This is a genomic window from Streptomyces sp. rh34 (assembly GCF_002551245.1).
GTDB lineage: Bacteria > Actinomycetota > Actinomycetes > Streptomycetales > Streptomycetaceae > Streptomyces.
In genome coordinates, this window is sequence record NZ_NTGZ01000184.1 from 1 (window position 1) to 14,817 (window position 14,817).

Genomic DNA, 14,817 nt, shown 5'->3' on the forward strand with positions numbered 1-14,817 from the left:
CGACAGAACCCCTCGACAAGGTTCATCGTCCCAGCTCAGAAGGCACTTTCGCGTTCACGCCCATGATCCGGACGGACTCCAAGTGAAAGCCCGAGGCTAAGACGCAGAATGACCTGAGCCGTCAGATCATCTGCAAAAGGCAGTGGAAGGCGTACAAGGACACCGGCCTATTCAGTGACATGTGGACCCAGGACGCAGGGGCACCAAGAACTGACCTAAAGAGCTGCGACGAGTTCACCTTCGCTCATTCCTTCCAGAGCGGCGGAAACGCCAGTGGACCCAACCCTGTCAAGGAGAGCGGAGCAGAATGCGTGCAGACCTATCTCAGGCGCAACCCTGACGACACCATGACGCTCCATTTGCGCCCGGACGCAAAGGCCCCCACGTGGAACGAGCCCTGTGGCCGTTCTTCGATGTCGAACTGGGTCAACGGCCAATCAATGCAGCCCTTCGGCGAATTCGTCGGTGAAGAGCGCTTGATGGAGGACGACGACTACTGGCTCGACCTCGACGGATTCACCGCACCCACACCATAACCATAAAGTAAAAATGCCTCCACGGTCGACCGTGGAGGCATTTTTACTTTATGACCAAAAAAGCCTACCTTCGACTACTGAGCAAGCAGGATGGGCTTTATATGATATCTGTGCAAGCATCTCCGCCACAGAGTCGAAGTAGTGGGCCAGGGAATCAAATTCACCAACAGTCGTGCTATACCCTATAGACCATTCACCGACGCGCCCATCCCTCAGGTCTACAAACTTTCCCATCCAGCCATCATGGTCTGACAGGAATGGAATCCACTCGTTGCGCCAGAACGGACTGTCGGGTTGGCCTGGAGGATTTACACCCCCAGGTGTATAGCGATTTGCATAGAGTCTCTCTATCGCCCGAATCCCCAAAAAAAGCTTCCCTCGTCAGGGAAGCCCGCGAAACCGCAACATTGCACATCGTTGTCTACGTCTTCCTCAGGAAGATCAAGATTGTTCTGAAGCAGCCAGTCCCGCAGATCCGGATGGAGTGAAATCCTCATCCGTTCTTCGGCAGCCGCAAGCATTTCCTCTGTAGCCGCCCCAGGCAAATCAGCATGATCAGCCGGCGCGCACTCCTGAAGGAGATTCATCACGCAAGACCAGCTTTCCACTACTGTCATTCCCCTTACTCCTCTCTGCCCATACAGGGCAGCATCTGACGATCATCGCAAGGTGCGAGTAGTCCGTGTTGTGACGAGCTTACAACGGGTATTGATCCGAAACGCTTATGATTCTGGGTCATTGAGCTGGATGTGAGCGATCTGGTGGGGAACGCGCGGCATCTTTCGCCGTCGACGCAGGACGCCCTGCGGCTGCGAGCGGGCCGATGCCCGGGATGAGCTGGAGCTGGAGGCGGGCGGTTGCCTCGGGCAGGGCCATCAGCGCGGCTTCTTCGGGGCGCGGGGCGTAGGAGCAGGCGCAGAGAATCGCGGCGGCTCTGAATCGGTCGACCCCGGCCTGGTGACATTCCCAGCTGGGCACCATCCGCCACCGGGCTGCGGACGGCGGTACCCGCAGCCATTCCGGGGCGGGGCCTGGCAGTTCTTCGCCGTACCGGTCGAGGAGGCGCCGCCAGACGTAGTGGGCACTGCCGGTGGTGATCCTCTACTCCAGCACGCTGCGGACGAAGGCTTCCAGCACCAGGCCGGCGCGTGGCAGCTGGAGGCCGGCGTGCTTGCGGTGCGCGGCGGCCACCACCCCGTGCCGTGGCCGGAAGGCCTCCGGGTCGTCGTCGGCGCCGAGCAGGGCGGGGAGCTGCTCCAGGGCCCATGGGGCGCCGGGGCCCCACGCTGTGCCGGTGATGAGCCGTCCGGTCATGATGTGCCCGCACCCTGCGGGCACTGCGGCGAGGACGGGGCGACCCCGCCTGCCAGCTGGAGGCTCCGGGTGGTCGGTGATCCGCAGGGTCACCGAGCCGTCCGGGGTGCGGAATCAGTGCCCGCTCGCGCACGTAGAGCCGAAAGCCGCCGCAAAATCCGCGTTTCCCCAGGTCAGAAACGATTCTGCCTGGGGACCGTGGTGGGGCGGGTGGGACTCGAACCCAAAAGGGAGATGCGCCTCGCCTGCGGAAACGTCACAGAGGTGGACATTCACATCCTGCTGAGTCCTGCTGCATCCGCCTCGATCCCGGGCAACCGCACTGCGGTGCGGTACGTACCGCACGCCTACAGGGCGCTCCCCGCGCCCGTATGAGAGTAGATCCGCCGGGCGCGTCTGCTGCAAGCCAACCCATCGCGCGACTCATCCGTAGGGCATGCTGCCGACTCCGATACCGTCTCGCCCCCTGCGCGACCCAGTCACCCTCCGTGTCGACCGGGGACGAGGAGCCGGAAGCCTATCGGTTCCGGCTTCCCGGCGACGCAAGTAGCAGAGGGACTCAGGCGAGCTGCTGGATCTGGCCCGCTCTCAGCCGGAGAGCCGATAGCCGTTACCGCGCTGCGCCAGAACCGGTCAGCCGCCGCCTGGCGGGTCAGTGCACGAATCCGGGTGATGTCGCCGCAGGCGGTGCGTCTGAGGCGTAGCTTCTGCCAAGGGTGAGATATGGGGCGCAACGGCACCGGGGGTAGTTTGCTTAGCGACGAGGAGAACACTGCCCCGGATCTTTTCTCGGGGTGCCCGGTTCTGAGCATGATCCGCTGGCGCATGTGGCGCCGTTCATGGCCCCGGTGGCGGCGTCACAGAAAGCGGTGATCCAGGACCCCGCATCGCTGCGGGTCGCTGAGGCGATCCATGATGCGTTCGGTGACCTCTGTTCCGAGCAGGGCCTGACGCGTGCCGAGCTTGCCGCAGCCTGTTCGTCTGTTGCTTCGCCGGAGGAATTCGACGGCCGCTTTAACGTCCTTGTGGGGCTGCATCTGCTGGAGCGCGCCCGGGGCAAGGCCCACGACGGGCTGCTCATCGGCCTGCTGACGTCTGAACCGATCTGTAGCGAGGTCATGACCAGCAGATCCGCAGTCGGTCCCGGCGGCCCAGACGCTTTACCGAGCATGGTCAGCGGCACTGACAGCCGGGTTAGTGGCTGATGTTGTTCCGAACCTGAGGAGTGCTGGTCGAACGGGAGTCACCTGAACTCCCGACCCGACCGGCCCTCCCCCGCCCTCGTGACCTCCGCGTTCATTACATCGAGCGGCAGCATGACCGCGCGCACTGGGTGGACGTCACGTCGCCGAGGTGCCCGGCCGCACGGCGAGGCCCGTGCACCCACAGGCACGACGCCTGGCGTACCGCCACCACCAGTGTCCTCCCAGCAGTGCGCAGCTTGTCACCCGAGCGGTGGGAGGCGAGGACGTCCGCAATGGCCAACCGGCGGCGACTGTGAAAATCCCTGTCCGATCACCGGAGCACGGTGATAGACATCCGGCGTGGAAGAGAATCTTGAGTTCCCTGACCTGTTGCGACTGATCGATGAACGGTCGACCGCCTTCCGCGCCGTGGTCGCCGCCGCGCCCGGTCTCGACGCGCAGGTGCCGACCTGCCCCGGGTGGACGCTGTTCGATTTGGTGAAGCACCTGGGTGGGGGAGACCGTTTCTGGGCCGCCATCGTCGACGCGGGGTCTGCCGACGCTCCCCCGGCCGAGGCCGTCGCCGCGCGCGCCGCGCTGGAAGTGCCGCAGGAGCGTGAGGCCCTGCTGGCCTGGCTGGACGCGTCGACGCAGCTTCTGCTGGGCGCCCTGCGCGCGGCGGGACCGGAGCGCGGTTGCTGGACGTGGTGGCCCGCGTCGCAGTCACCGCAGACCGCCGGCGGCACCGCCCGGCACCGGGTCCAGGAGACCGCGGTGCACACCTACGACGCCCAGCTCGCCGGGGGCGCCCCGCAGCCGCTGCCGGTCGAGCTGGCACTCGACGGTGTGGAGGAGTTCCTGTTCACCGTCTGCGCAACGCCGAGTGCCTGGCCGCACAAGCCCACGGCCTTCGACTTCCATGCCGCCGAGGGCCGCTCCTGGCGCCTCACCGTCGACGGCGACGGCGCACGCACCACCCGCATCCCCGCGCCCACCGCTGCGACCGGCGAAGACTCGGACGCAGCCGGCGCCTCCGTCCACGGCACGGCCAGTCAGCTGGTCCTCTACCTGTACGACCGGATCCAGGCCGACTCCTTGCACGTTGACGGAGACGCAGGGCTGCTCGACCTGCTCCGCGCCTGGGAGCCGGAGGAGAAGTAGGACGTAGCGGGGGCTGTTGGCCGCGCCTCAAGCCGGTAAGACACGATTCTTCGCCAGGTTCGTCAGTCGCGGCTCCGGACTCAAACCCGCGAGGCGGCCTCGGGGCGTCACCAAGCCGACCGTCTACCTGGATGGCAGTGCGAATTTGTCCGTCCCAGCGATCACGAGAAGCGACGCGACTGCCGTCGTCCCGATCTCGTCGAGAAGTCAGTCGATCGGGTGACTGCGGCGGCTGCCGTGCATGAGAGCAGGGCCTCTTGGTAGCTCGAAGGGCGTCGAAGCCAACGTGCGGTCCAGGACGAAGTTCGCACCGTCGGTCACCCTCACGGGTGACGATGAGCATCATGACCCACTCGACCAGAGCGTGAGGGAGGTCGAGTGCGGCAGGCTGGGGACCCAACAGGACTCCTGTGCCGTGGGGTTGGGACGTAGAACACCTCTCCCAACGGCACGGGAGCCCTGTCCGTTGTGGGCCCCGCCTGCACACCAGCTCCGTCAGCTGATCGGTGGCCATCCTGAAAGCTCACTGGCCGGTTCTCACGCACACCGGCCCGTCTTCGCGCTCTGGTCGGTGGTTCCGGCTGATCCCCGTGAGGCAGCCCCTACGACCAGCGGCACGTCCTCAGGAAGAGCTATCGACGCGATGCCGACCGTGTCGAGCGGTACACAACGGCATCCGCAAGCCGATGCGTGAGCGGGATGTATTGAAGACCGACCTCGCGTCACCACGCCCCCCGGCTCGGCGACGCACAACGACGTCCCTGACGCCCCGACCGCCGTCGACCGCATCGCCTCCAAGCCATCGACACGGATCACACTCTCGATCCAGCCCCGTCCTCGCTCAGCATGACGCTCAGCACCGGCACAGCCTCCGCACACCCGTCATGCTCACCGTGGTGCGCCAGGGAAGACGTGGTCCCTCGACTACCACCTCGCCCGCGTCGCCGGGCCGGGTGGTACAGGAAATCTCGCTCACCCCCACGGCGGTGACCACGTACCCCACCTGAAGGACCCAGCTGTGGCGCCCGCAGCAGACATGCTGAACGCCTCAGCCCCGCTAACCGCGCCCCGCAGAACCTGGAGGTCCTTCCACCGATCACTCACCGCGAGCTTCCTTCCAGATCCTCCGGGCCCACGGAAGTCGACGCTGCCGGAGCCCCCGGCTCGCTCCCGCGCAAGCCGGGTGGGTACGACGCCTGACCGTCGGCGCTACTCGTGTTCGAATCGGCCATACGGCTGCAGACGCTCGCCGGCGCCGCCCAGCCACTCGCCTGTCCGAGGTTCGAAGGCGATCGGCACACCGCTCTCCGTCTGGGGGATGAAGGGCATCTCCACCGTGTCCCGCACGAAGGCGTGCAGGAAGTCGGTGAAGCGGCCGTCGAAGGGCACGACGTCATCCCTCCCGCCAGGGCGCCCGATGATCGTCCAGTTGTCCGGATCCTTCGCCGATGTCTTCCAGTAGAAGACGTCACTGCCGGTGGTGTACCCCCAGGGCAGCCATCCGTCGGGCTCGGGGAACAAGGGGGACGGGGTGGCGGAGCTGTCGATCTGCGCGCGCAGACGTTCGTCCGCCCGTTGCTTCGCGAGGTGGGCCGCCAGCTCCGCGTTGCTGTTCTCGACCCCCGGTACACAGACGACGAGGTACTCGTCGAAACCACCGGGACCGAACCAGTAGACGTACTCCATGTAGTCCGCGGGCAAGCGGGTTCCGACCTCCGTCTCCACGCGGTCCCAGTCCACGAGGTACTGGCGCGCGGCGGTGAGCCCGGCGGCGGAGGCGAGTTCTTCGATCGTCACGGTGTCAGTCCGTTCGCCGGGAGCCCACTGGCTGTGTTGCATAACGTCCACTGCTGGAAATAGCCGCGGTTGCCCATGGCATAGACATCGAGGGTATCCGCCATCGTGTTGCTTCCGCCGAAGCGGGGACCGGGTTGCGGCGGTCACGGCCGTTCCCGCCGAGCTGCCGCCCCACCGTGGCGGGAGACCGCGGTTCGCCGAGCCTGCCACGTCGGCCGGTGCAGGCAGGGTCTCCCGGCTGACCGGACGCAGCACGGACAGCGGGGACGTCATGCGATGCGGCGGGGCGTGGACGAAGCGCGGAGCCTCTCTCGAACAGCCGTGGGACCGCGCCACGACGCTCTCTCAGGAAACTGCCGCAAAAGGCCAGGTCAAACGCGTCCAAAGTGCGCTGGCACACTGCGACAGCGGGTCAGTACCGCACGGCGCGCGGCTAGTACCGCACGGAAAGCCGCCGCAAAATCCGCGTTTCCCCAGGTCAGAAACGATTCTGCCTGGGGACCGTGGTGGGGCGGGTGGGACTCGAACCCACGGCCGACGGATTATGAGTCCGCTGCTCTAACCGGCTGAGCTACCGCCCCGTTTCGGCGTGGCGCGTACAAGTGTGCGCACCGTCTGCCGCAGCATAGCCGGTCATACGATCTCTCGCTTCGGATGGCCGGCTTCGCCTGATCTTGAGGACGGCGCTGCGTGCTGCCCGGTTGCAGGCGGGATCAAGGGGACCCGAAAGAGTCACTCCGGGGCCCCTCGGGCGCCCCGGGAAGACATCGGACGGGCAAGCGAAAGAGGACCCCGAAGGGTCCTCTTCCGTTCCGCTCCCCCGACTGGACTCGAACCAGTAACCCTCCGGTTAACAGCCGAATGCTCTGCCAATTGAGCTACAGGGGATCGCGCTCCCCCGACTGGACTCGAACCAGTAACCTGCCGGTTAACAGCCGGCTGCTCTGCCAATTGAGCTACAGGGGATTGCTGCGTCGCTGCGAAATCGTACCTGCCTGGCGGCTGCCGGGCGGCGCGCGTTCGCTGCGACACATACATTAGCGCAAGCAGGGGGGTGCTCCGCCAATCGGTATCGCCCGGGGTGATCTCGGGTGATCGCGGGTAGGCGGGCTGCACACGTCGGACCAAGCGTAGGAAGGGTGGCAGCCATGCGGTACCGGCTCACGTTCATCGCCGGAGTGGCCCTCGGTTACGTGCTCGGCACGCGAGCCGGGCGCGAGCGTTACGAGCAGTTGAAGAAGTCGGCCCGGCAGTTCGCGGAGAACCCCGCCGTCCGCAACGCCGCCGAGAGTGCCGCGCACAACGGACGGGACTTCGCGGGCAAGGCGTACCACTCGGTCAGCGACAAGGTCGGGGACAAGGTGCCCGCCTCCGTCGCCGAACGGGTCCGCTCACTGCGGGACCGCAGCGGCCAGAACGGGTTCGAGGACGACTGGGGGACCACCAATACCTAGGCCCCGGGGCCTCGTCGCGTACGGCGGCGGTTACGGGAAAGTCGCGGGGTGCGGCAGAATCTCCCCATGGGCATAGTCGCGGGGTTGGACAGTTCTTCCGCCTTCACTCACATCGTCGTCTGTGACACGGACTCGGGCGCCGTGCTCCGGGAGGGGTACGCCGCCCATCCGGTCGAGGCCAAGGCCACCGAGGTCGATCCGCAGGCGTGGCTGCTCTCGCTCGGCGAGGCGGCCTCCGGCGGGCTGCTCGAAGGCGTGCAGGCCATCGGGGTCTCCGCCCAGCAGCACGGGCTCGTACCGCTGGACCAGCAGGGCAACCTCGTGCGTCCCGCTCTGCTCGGCAACGACCGGCGGGCGCAGGTCGCCGCGGCCGACCTCGTCGACGCGCTGGGCGGGCGAGGGGCCTGGGCGGAAGCCGTCGGGGCCGTGCCGGGGGCCGCGCAGCCGGTGGCGAAGCTGCGCTGGCTGGCGCGGACCGAGCCGGAGAACGCCCAGCGGGTGGCCGCCGTGCTCCAGCCGCACGACTGGCTCGTGTGGCAACTGCTGGGCCGGCCCGCCCGGCGGACCACGGACCGGGGCGCGGCCTCGGGCACCGGCTACTGGTCGGCCGGGTCCGCTTCCTACCGGCCCGATCTGGTCGAGCTGGCCCTCGGCCACTCCGCCGGGCTGCCCGAGGTGCTCGGCCCCGCCGACTCCGCCGGGATGACGCCCGAAGGGCTGCTGATCTCCGCGGGCACCGGCGAAACCATGGCCGCGGCGTTCGGGCTCGGGGTCGCGGTCGGCGACGCGGTGGTGTCGCTGGGGGCCTCCGGGTCCGTGATGGCGGTGCACCACGAGGCGCTCGCCGACCCGAACGGGATGATCACCTCGTTCGCCGACGCCACCGGGATGCATCTGCCGGTGGTGCACCTCTCCAATGCCGTGCGTGCGCTGCGCGGGACCGCCGAGATGCTGGGCGTGGAGGGGCTGGAAGAGCTGTCCGCCCTGGCGTTGAAGTCGACGCCGGGGGCCTCCGGACTGGTGCTGCTGCCGTATCTGGAGGGCGAGCGCACCCCGCATCTCCCGCACACCGCGGGCACCCTGAGCGGGTTGCGGCGCGAGTCGATGAAGCCGGAGCATCTGGCGCGGGCCGCGTTCGAGGGGATGCTGTGCTCGCTGGCCGACGCCCTCGACGTCCTGCGCGGGCGGGGGGTGGAGGTGCGGCGCGTCTTTCTGCTCGGCGCCGCCGCCGAGCTGCCCGCCGTGCAGGCCCTGGCTCCGGCGGTGTTCGGCACCCAGGTCGTGGTGCCGCAGCCCGCCCAGTACGCGGCGATCGGCGCGGCCCGGCAGGCGGCGTGGGCGCTCGGGGTCTCGCAGGGCTCTCTCGACCCGCGCACTCCCCCGGCCTGGCAGGGCGCGGCGGCCCAGGTGCTGGAGCCCGGCGACGAACTGGCGGTCGGCGGCGCGGTGCGTCAGCAGTACGCGGCGACCCGGGACCAGATTCACCCCGGGGCCTTCCACGGCGCGCACCCGGCGGAGTAGGGGCGGACCCGGTGCGCGTCGCATCACGGTGCGTACCCGGGGGATCCGTTCCGGCGTACGCGCACGTGCACGGCGCGCTCCCGGGGCAGGTCCTTTCCGGTGTGCGCCCGCGTACGGCGCGCGCCCGGAGTGGGTTCGTGATTCCGGAGCGCCTGCGGTCTCTGTGCGTGCTCCAGGTTTGACCTGGGTTTGGCGAAAAGGGTTCGCTCTCGGAGTACGGCGTACGCGAAACTGGGGCGGCCTCTGCCGTCCGCCGATTCCGAGAGACACGCGTGCTCATAAAACTCCTGCGGGCCCATCTGGGCCCGTACAAGAAACCCATCGTGCTGCTGGTGTTCCTCCAGCTGCTCCAGACCTGCGCCACGCTGTATCTGCCCAGCCTGAACGCCGACATCATCGACAACGGTGTCGTCTCGGGCGACACCGGTTACATCCTGGAGTTCGGCGGTCTCATGATCGCCGTCAGTGTCGTTCAGGTGCTCTGCAATGTGGGGGCCGTGTACTACGGGGCCCGGACCGCCTCCGCCCTCGGGCGGGATGTGCGGGCCGCCGTCTTCGACCGGGTGCAGTCCTTCTCGGCCCGTGAGCTCGGGCGCTTCGGGGCGCCCTCGCTGATCACCCGGAGCACCAACGACGTCCAGCAGATCCAGATGCTGGTGCTGATGGCGTTCACCCTGATGGTGTCGGCCCCGATCATGTGCGTCGGCGGCATCATCATGGCGCTCGGGCAGGACGTGCCGCTCTCCGCGGTGCTGCTGGCGGTCGTGCCGGTGCTCGGCGTCTCGGTCGGCCTCATCGTGAAGAGGATGCGGCCGCTGTTCCGCACCATGCAGGAGCGGCTGGACTCGGTGAACCGGGTGCTGCGCGAGCAGATCACCGGCAACCGGGTCATCCGCGCCTTCGTCCGGGACGGGTACGAGGAGAAGCGGTTCCGGGGTGCCAACACCGAGCTGACCGATGTGTCGGTGGCGACCGGGCGGCTGATGGCGCTGATGTTCCCGACCGTGATGACGGTGGTCAACGTGTCGTCGGTCGCGGTGGTGTGGTTCGGCGCGCACCGTATCGACAGCGGCGGGATGCAGATCGGCGCGCTGACCGCGTTCCTCGCCTACCTGATGCAGATCGTGATGGCCGTGATGATGGCCACCTTCATGTTCATGATGGTGCCGCGCGCCGAGGTGTGCGCCGAGCGCGTCGAGGAGGTGCTCGGGACCGAGTCGAGTGTCGTGCCACCCGTCGCTCCGGTGACCGAGTTGCGGCGGCACGGGTATCTGGAGGTGCGGGGCGCCGAGTTCCGCTATCCGGGCGCGGAGGAGCCCGTGCTGCGGGCCGTGGATCTGGTGGCCCGGCCCGGGGAGACGACCGCGGTCATCGGGTCGACGGGCAGCGGGAAGTCCACGCTGCTCGGGCTCGTGCCCCGGCTGTTCGATGTGACGGACGGTGAGGTGCTGGTCGACGGCGAGGACGTACGGACGCTGGATCCGGTGCTGCTGGCGAAGACGGTGAGCCTGGTGCCGCAGAAGCCGTACCTCTTCTCGGGGACGGTCGCGACGAACCTGCGGTACGGGAATCCGGACGCCACCGACGAGGAGCTGTGGCACGCGCTGGAGGTGGCGCAGGCCAAGGAGTTCGTCGAGGCGCTGGAACACGGGCTCGACGCGCCGATCGCGCAGGGCGGCACCAATGTGTCCGGCGGTCAGCGGCAGCGGCTCGCCATCGCCCGGACGCTGGTGCAGCGCCCGGAGATCTATCTGTTCGACGACTCGTTCTCCGCGCTGGACTACGCGACCGATGCCGCGCTGCGGGCGGCGCTGGGCCGGGAGACGGCCGGGGCGACCGTGGTGATCGTGGCGCAGCGGGTGTCCACCATCCGTGACGCGGATCGGATCCTGGTGCTGGACGAGGGCCGGGTCGTGGGGACCGGCACCCATCACGAGCTGATGGACGGCAATGAAACATACCGGGAGATCGTGCTCTCCCAGCTGACGGAAGCGGAGGCCGCGTAATGGCCGGTCCGGGCGGACGAATGATGGCCGGGGGCGCGCCCACCGATCGGTCGATGGATTTCAAGGGGTCGAGCAAACGGCTGCTGAAGCGGTTCGGCCGGGAGAAGTCCTCTCTGTGGCTGATGCTGGCCGCCGTGACGGTGAGCGTCGCGCTCTCGGTGGCCGGGCCGAAGATCCTCGGTATGGCGACCGACCTGATCTTCGGCGGTGTCGTCGGGCGCGGGATGCCCGAGGGCACGACGAAGGCGCAGGCGATCGAGGCACTGCGTGAGGACGGCCGCGGTTCCATGGCCGACATGCTCTCGGGGGTGGACTTCACCCCGGGCGAGGGCATCGACTTCGGCGCGGTGGGGAACGTCCTGCTGGTGGCCCTGGTGATCTACGTCGGCGCCGGGCTGCTGATGCTGGTGGCGACGCGGGTGTCGATCCGGATCATCAATCGGATCGTGTTCCAGCTGCGCGAGGACCTCCAGACGAAGCTGGCGCGGCTGCCGCTGTCGTACTTCGACCGGTCCAAGCGCGGTGAGGTGCTGAGCCGGGCGACGAACGACATCGACAACATCTCGCAGACGCTCCAGCAGACGATGGGGCAGCTCATCAACTCCCTGCTGACGATCGTCGGCGTGCTGGTCATGATGTTCTGGATCTCGCCGCTGCTGGCCCTGGTCGCGCTGGTGACGATCCCGTTGTCGGTGTTCGTGGCGACGCAGGTCGGCAAGCGGTCGCAGCCGCAGTTCGTGCAGCAGTGGCGGGTGACGGGGAAGCTCAACGCCCACATCGAGGAGATGTACACCGGGCACACCCTGGTGAAGGTCTTCGGCCGGCAGGAGGAGTCCGCGCGGGACTTCGCCGAGCAGAACGACGCGCTGTACGAGGCGGGCTTCAAGGCCCAGTTCGCCAGCGGGGTCATGCAGCCGCTGATGATGTTCGTCTCCAACCTCAACTATGTGCTGGTCGCCGTGGTCGGCGGGCTCCGGGTCGCCTCGGGCGCGCTGTCGATCGGTGACGTCCAGGCGTTCATCCAGTATTCGCGGCAGTTCTCGATGCCGCTGACGCAGGTCGCCTCGATGGCGAACCTGCTGCAGTCCGGCATCGCTTCGGCGGAGCGGGTCTTCGAACTGCTGGACGCCGAGGAGCAGGACGCGGATCCGGAAGACGGCGAGCGCCCGGAGCGTCTTGACGGCCGGGTCTCGCTGGAGAAGGTCTCCTTCCGCTACGAGCCCGAGAAGCCGCTGATCGAGGAACTGTCGCTGAGCGTGGAGCCGGGGCAGACCGTCGCGATCGTCGGTCCGACCGGGGCGGGCAAGACCACACTGGTCAACCTGCTGATGCGGTTCTACGAGGTGACCGACGGGCGGATCGCGCTCGACGGGGTCGACGTGGCGAAGATGTCCCGGGACGATCTGCGGTCCTCGATCGGCATGGTGCTCCAGGACACCTGGCTGTTCGGCGGGACGATCGCGGAGAACATCGCGTACGGCGCTTCGCGCGAGGTCACCCGGGAGGAGATCGAGGAGGCGGCCCGGGCGGCGCACGCGGACCGGTTCATCCGGACGCTGCCCGACGGGTACGACTCGGTGATCGACGACGACGGCTCCGGGGTCAGCGCGGGTGAGAAGCAGCTGATCACCATCGCGCGGGCGTTCCTGTCCGACCCGGTGATCCTGGTCCTCGACGAGGCGACCAGCTCGGTGGACACCCGGACCGAGGTGCTGATCCAGAAGGCGATGGCGCGCCTGGCCCACGGGCGTACGTCGTTCGTGATCGCGCACCGGCTCTCCACGATCCGGGACGCGGACGTGATCCTGGTGATGGAGAGCGGTTCGATCGTCGAACAGGGCACACACGAGGCGCTGTTGGCGTCCAAGGGCGCGTACGCACGGCTGTACGCCGCCCAGTTCGCGGAGGCGCTGGCCGAGGTGGACTAGGAACTGTCCGGTGGGTCAGTCGAGGTAGCCGCGGAGTTGGTCGGCGAAGGCGTGGTCCCGCAGCCTGCTGAGGGTCTTGGACTCGATCTGGCGGATGCGTTCGCGCGTCACGCCGAAGATCCGGCCTATCTCCTCCAGGGTGCGGGGCCGCCCGTCCTCCAGGCCGTACCGCAGCTGGACGACCTTGCGTTCGCGCTCGCCGAGGGTGGAGAGCACCGCCTCCAGGTGTTCGCGCAGCAGGAGGAAGGCGGCGGACTCGACGGGTGAGGGGGCGTCGCCGTCCTCGATGAGGTCGCCGAAGGAGACGTCGTCCTCCTCGCCGACGGGGGCGTGCAGGGAGACGGGCTCCTGGGCCAGGCGGAGGACTTCGGTGACCCGCTCGGGCGTCAGGTCGAGCTCGCCCGCGACGTCCTCGGCGCGGGGTTCGACGCCGTGTTCCTGGAGCATCCGGCGCTGGACCCGCACCACGCGGTTGATCAGTTCCACGACATGGACCGGGACGCGGATGGTGCGTGCCTGGTCGGCGAGCGCGCGGGACATGGCCTGCCGGATCCACCAGGTCGCGTACGTGGAGAACTTGTAGCCCCGGGCGTAGTCGAACTTCTCCACGGCCCGGATCAGTCCGAGGTTCCCCTCCTGGACCAGGTCGAGCATGGTCAGCCCGCGGCCCACGTAGCGCTTGGCGACGGAGACGACGAGGCGGAGGTTGGCCTCGATGAGGCGGCGTTTGGCCGTGCGGCCCATCACCACCAGCCGGTCCAGGTCCCCGGCGAGACGGGAGTCGAGGTCCGGGGTGCTCGCGAGGCGTTCCTCGGCGAAGAGCCCGGCCTCGACGCGGCGGGCGAGCTCGACCTCCTCGGCGGCGGTGAGCAGCGGGATGCGGCCGATCTCGCGCAGATACTGCCGGAACAGGTCGGAGGTGGGGCCGCCGGAGTCCGCCCGGTTCCGCGGCTCCGGGGGGTCGGGGAGGTGCGTCGCTTCCACCATGACCGCCTCGGGTGCGTGTCCGGGCGGGCCGGCTGTGGTCTCCGGGTGGTGCAGGGACCTGCTCTGCGCCGGGATGGCCGCGATGGGCTCGGTCGTGGTCGTCACGGTCCGGGTCTGCACGGGGGCGACCTCCAGGTGATCGCTGCCGGATGACGGGGGTGGAGGTCTGTCCGGCCCCGAGGTGCTCCCCTGCGGACCGGTGTGCTCCGATGACTCAGACATTCCCCAGTGTGGGGTACGACACACGACTGTCACGAGGGGCGTGCGGGGACTTTCTGGTTCCGGTCCGTCACCGGTTGATTACCCCGTCGGCCCGGGGAGCGGGCTCAGGGGCTGCCGGGTGGCCTCGGCAGCCTCTCAGAGCGCGGCGGCGCCGTGGGCGCGCAGGGACTGGGCGTACTGCTGGAGCACCCAGACCTCGCTCTGCGCGGCGGCCAGGTCCTGGGGGGCGACGTTGCTGCCGAGGCGGGCGAGGCTGCCCTGGACGTCGTTGATGCGGCGGTCCACGGCGCGCAGCCGGACCTGGACGAGCTGCATGCCCGCGTAGGTCTCGTCGATGCTCTTGCCGCGGAACACCTCGACGGCCAGCTCGGTGACGAGGCTGCGTACGGTGTTGTCGGGGGCGGCGTCCATGACGGCGACCAGATACTCGCGGTTGTCGGCGAGGCCCTGTTCGGCGCCGCCCGCCTCCTCGATGCAGCGGCGCACGGCGGCGTAGGGCGGGGCGGTGAACTCGTCGACGCCGTAGGCGTCGAAGGCCGGGGAGACCAGGGCGGGCTTCTGGAGGGCGAGCTTGAGCAGCTCGCGTTCGGTGCGGTGGGCGGGGCTGCGGAGGTTGAGCGCGGGGCCGGAGAAGCCGGGGGCGGGGGCGGGCTGCTGCGGGCCCCCGCCCCTCGGGCCTGTCTCTTATACACATCTCTGATGGCGCG

General features: G+C 68.4%; 11 protein-coding genes, 3 tRNA genes and 2 pseudogenes. 7 read left to right on the forward strand and 9 right to left on the reverse strand.

Annotated elements, in window-relative coordinates; translation table 11 throughout:
• Positions 1-311: 311 nt before the first annotated feature.
• Positions 312-536: a hypothetical protein gene (locus CR470_RS40780; protein WP_257138930.1), complete on the forward strand. Its 225-nt coding sequence runs from the start codon at positions 312-314 to the stop codon at positions 534-536.
• 347 nt (positions 537-883) lie between these two features.
• On the opposite strand, the gene CR470_RS40785 is transcribed toward CR470_RS40780, so the two are convergent.
• Both CR470_RS40785 and CR470_RS27035 read right to left on the reverse strand, forming a co-directional pair.
• Positions 884-1,153, reverse strand: coding sequence for an SMI1/KNR4 family protein (locus CR470_RS40785; RefSeq protein WP_257138931.1), 270 nt, complete (start codon positions 1,151-1,153; stop codon positions 884-886).
• A gap of 484 nt (positions 1,154-1,637) precedes the next feature.
• The gene (locus tag CR470_RS27035; RefSeq protein ID WP_097870134.1) at positions 1,638-1,850 is read right to left on the reverse strand and encodes a hypothetical protein; all 213 of its coding nucleotides are present in this window, start codon (positions 1,848-1,850) and stop codon (positions 1,638-1,640) included.
• 794 nt (positions 1,851-2,644) lie between these two features.
• Between CR470_RS27035 and CR470_RS27040 the strand changes: the two genes are divergently transcribed.
• Positions 2,645-3,055 carry a hypothetical protein gene (locus tag CR470_RS27040; protein WP_143663875.1) on the forward strand — a complete coding sequence of 137 codons (411 nt, stop codon included), beginning with the start codon at positions 2,645-2,647 and terminating at the stop codon, positions 3,053-3,055.
• 339 nt (positions 3,056-3,394) lie between these two features.
• Positions 3,395-4,195, forward strand: a complete 801-nt coding sequence (locus CR470_RS27045; protein ID WP_097870136.1) for a maleylpyruvate isomerase family mycothiol-dependent enzyme — start codon at positions 3,395-3,397, stop codon at positions 4,193-4,195.
• A gap of 295 nt (positions 4,196-4,490) precedes the next feature.
• Here the strand turns inward: CR470_RS27045 and CR470_RS27050 are convergent.
• The 5 genes and pseudogenes from CR470_RS27050 to CR470_RS27075 form a co-directional block, all read right to left on the reverse strand.
• Positions 4,491-4,595 (reverse strand): annotated as a pseudogene (locus CR470_RS27050) (IS5/IS1182 family transposase); the annotation flags it as partial.
• An 809-nt stretch (positions 4,596-5,404) separates the two neighbouring features.
• A complete protein-coding gene (locus tag CR470_RS27060; RefSeq protein WP_097870138.1) occupies positions 5,405-5,992 on the reverse strand; it encodes a hypothetical protein in 588 nt (195 codons plus the stop codon).
• Between the two features lie 504 nt (positions 5,993-6,496).
• Positions 6,497-6,573, reverse strand: a tRNA-Ile gene (locus CR470_RS27065).
• A 234-nt stretch (positions 6,574-6,807) separates the two neighbouring features.
• Positions 6,808-6,880 (reverse strand) — tRNA-Asn (locus CR470_RS27070).
• 5 nt (positions 6,881-6,885) lie between these two features.
• A tRNA-Asn gene (locus CR470_RS27075) sits at positions 6,886-6,958 on the reverse strand.
• Positions 6,959-7,140: 182 nt separating this feature from the next.
• On the opposite strand from CR470_RS27075, the gene CR470_RS27080 reads away from it, so the two are divergent.
• From CR470_RS27080 to CR470_RS27095, 4 genes are all read left to right on the forward strand, one after another.
• Complete coding sequence (locus CR470_RS27080; RefSeq protein ID WP_097870139.1) at positions 7,141-7,446, forward strand: YtxH domain-containing protein; 306 nt, start codon at positions 7,141-7,143, stop codon at positions 7,444-7,446.
• A 66-nt stretch (positions 7,447-7,512) separates the two neighbouring features.
• Complete coding sequence (locus CR470_RS27085; protein ID WP_097870140.1) at positions 7,513-8,967, forward strand: FGGY family carbohydrate kinase; 1,455 nt, start codon at positions 7,513-7,515, stop codon at positions 8,965-8,967.
• 272 nt (positions 8,968-9,239) lie between these two features.
• Complete coding sequence (locus tag CR470_RS27090; RefSeq protein WP_097870141.1) at positions 9,240-10,973, forward strand: ABC transporter ATP-binding protein; 1,734 nt, start codon at positions 9,240-9,242, stop codon at positions 10,971-10,973.
• Positions 10,973-12,901, forward strand: a complete 1,929-nt coding sequence (locus CR470_RS27095) for an ABC transporter ATP-binding protein (RefSeq protein WP_097870142.1) — start codon at positions 10,973-10,975, stop codon at positions 12,899-12,901. The genes CR470_RS27090 and CR470_RS27095 overlap by 1 nt, the downstream gene beginning before the upstream one ends.
• Before the next feature lie 15 nt (positions 12,902-12,916).
• On the opposite strand, the gene CR470_RS27100 is transcribed toward CR470_RS27095, so the two are convergent.
• Positions 12,917-14,008, reverse strand: a complete 1,092-nt coding sequence (locus CR470_RS27100; RefSeq protein WP_097870143.1) for an RNA polymerase sigma factor — start codon at positions 14,006-14,008, stop codon at positions 12,917-12,919.
• Positions 14,009-14,245: 237 nt separating this feature from the next.
• Positions 14,246-14,788, reverse strand: a pseudogene (locus CR470_RS27105) (DNA primase); the annotation flags it as partial.
• Positions 14,789-14,817: the final 29 nt, after the last annotated feature.

Excerpts from the sequence above, each read along its gene's own strand:
- CR470_RS40785 (WP_257138931.1), bottom strand. The coding sequence starts at position 1,153 with ATGACAGTAGTGGAAAGCTGGTCTTGCGTGATGAATCTCCTTCAGGAG.
- CR470_RS27035 (WP_097870134.1), bottom strand. The coding sequence starts at position 1,850 with ATGACCGGACGGCTCATCACCGGCACAGCGTGGGGCCCCGGCGCCCCA.
- CR470_RS27080 (WP_097870139.1), top strand. The coding sequence starts at position 7,141 with ATGCGGTACCGGCTCACGTTCATCGCCGGAGTGGCCCTCGGTTACGTG.
- CR470_RS27085 (WP_097870140.1), top strand. The coding sequence starts at position 7,513 with ATGGGCATAGTCGCGGGGTTGGACAGTTCTTCCGCCTTCACTCACATC.
- CR470_RS27095 (WP_097870142.1), top strand. The coding sequence starts at position 10,973 with ATGGCCGGTCCGGGCGGACGAATGATGGCCGGGGGCGCGCCCACCGAT.